The 236-nt window shown below is 38.6% G+C and carries 1 pseudogene; it reads left to right on the plus strand.

The features are described 5' to 3' along the window. A pseudogene (locus ACWA1B_RS23635) lies at positions 1 to 236 on the plus strand (altronate dehydratase); the annotation flags it as partial.

Genomic DNA, 236 nt, shown 5'->3' on the forward strand with positions numbered 1-236 from the left:
TTTGAAAATGAATCTTACCTTTTAAAAGACCTCATCAAAGCGAAACATAAATTCTACATGCAGGATATGAAGCAGGGAGAAGAGGTAAATATGTATGGCGTTTTGGTTGGAAAAGTACAGTTTGATGTACCGCAGGGAAGTTTAATGACAACCGAAAACCTAAAACATGCGGCAGATCCTTACGCGTACAGAAATGCTTCTTACGAATGGACCGCACCAGATGTTTCTAAATTTGA

It is taken from the genome of Flavobacterium xizangense (genome assembly GCF_054075145.1).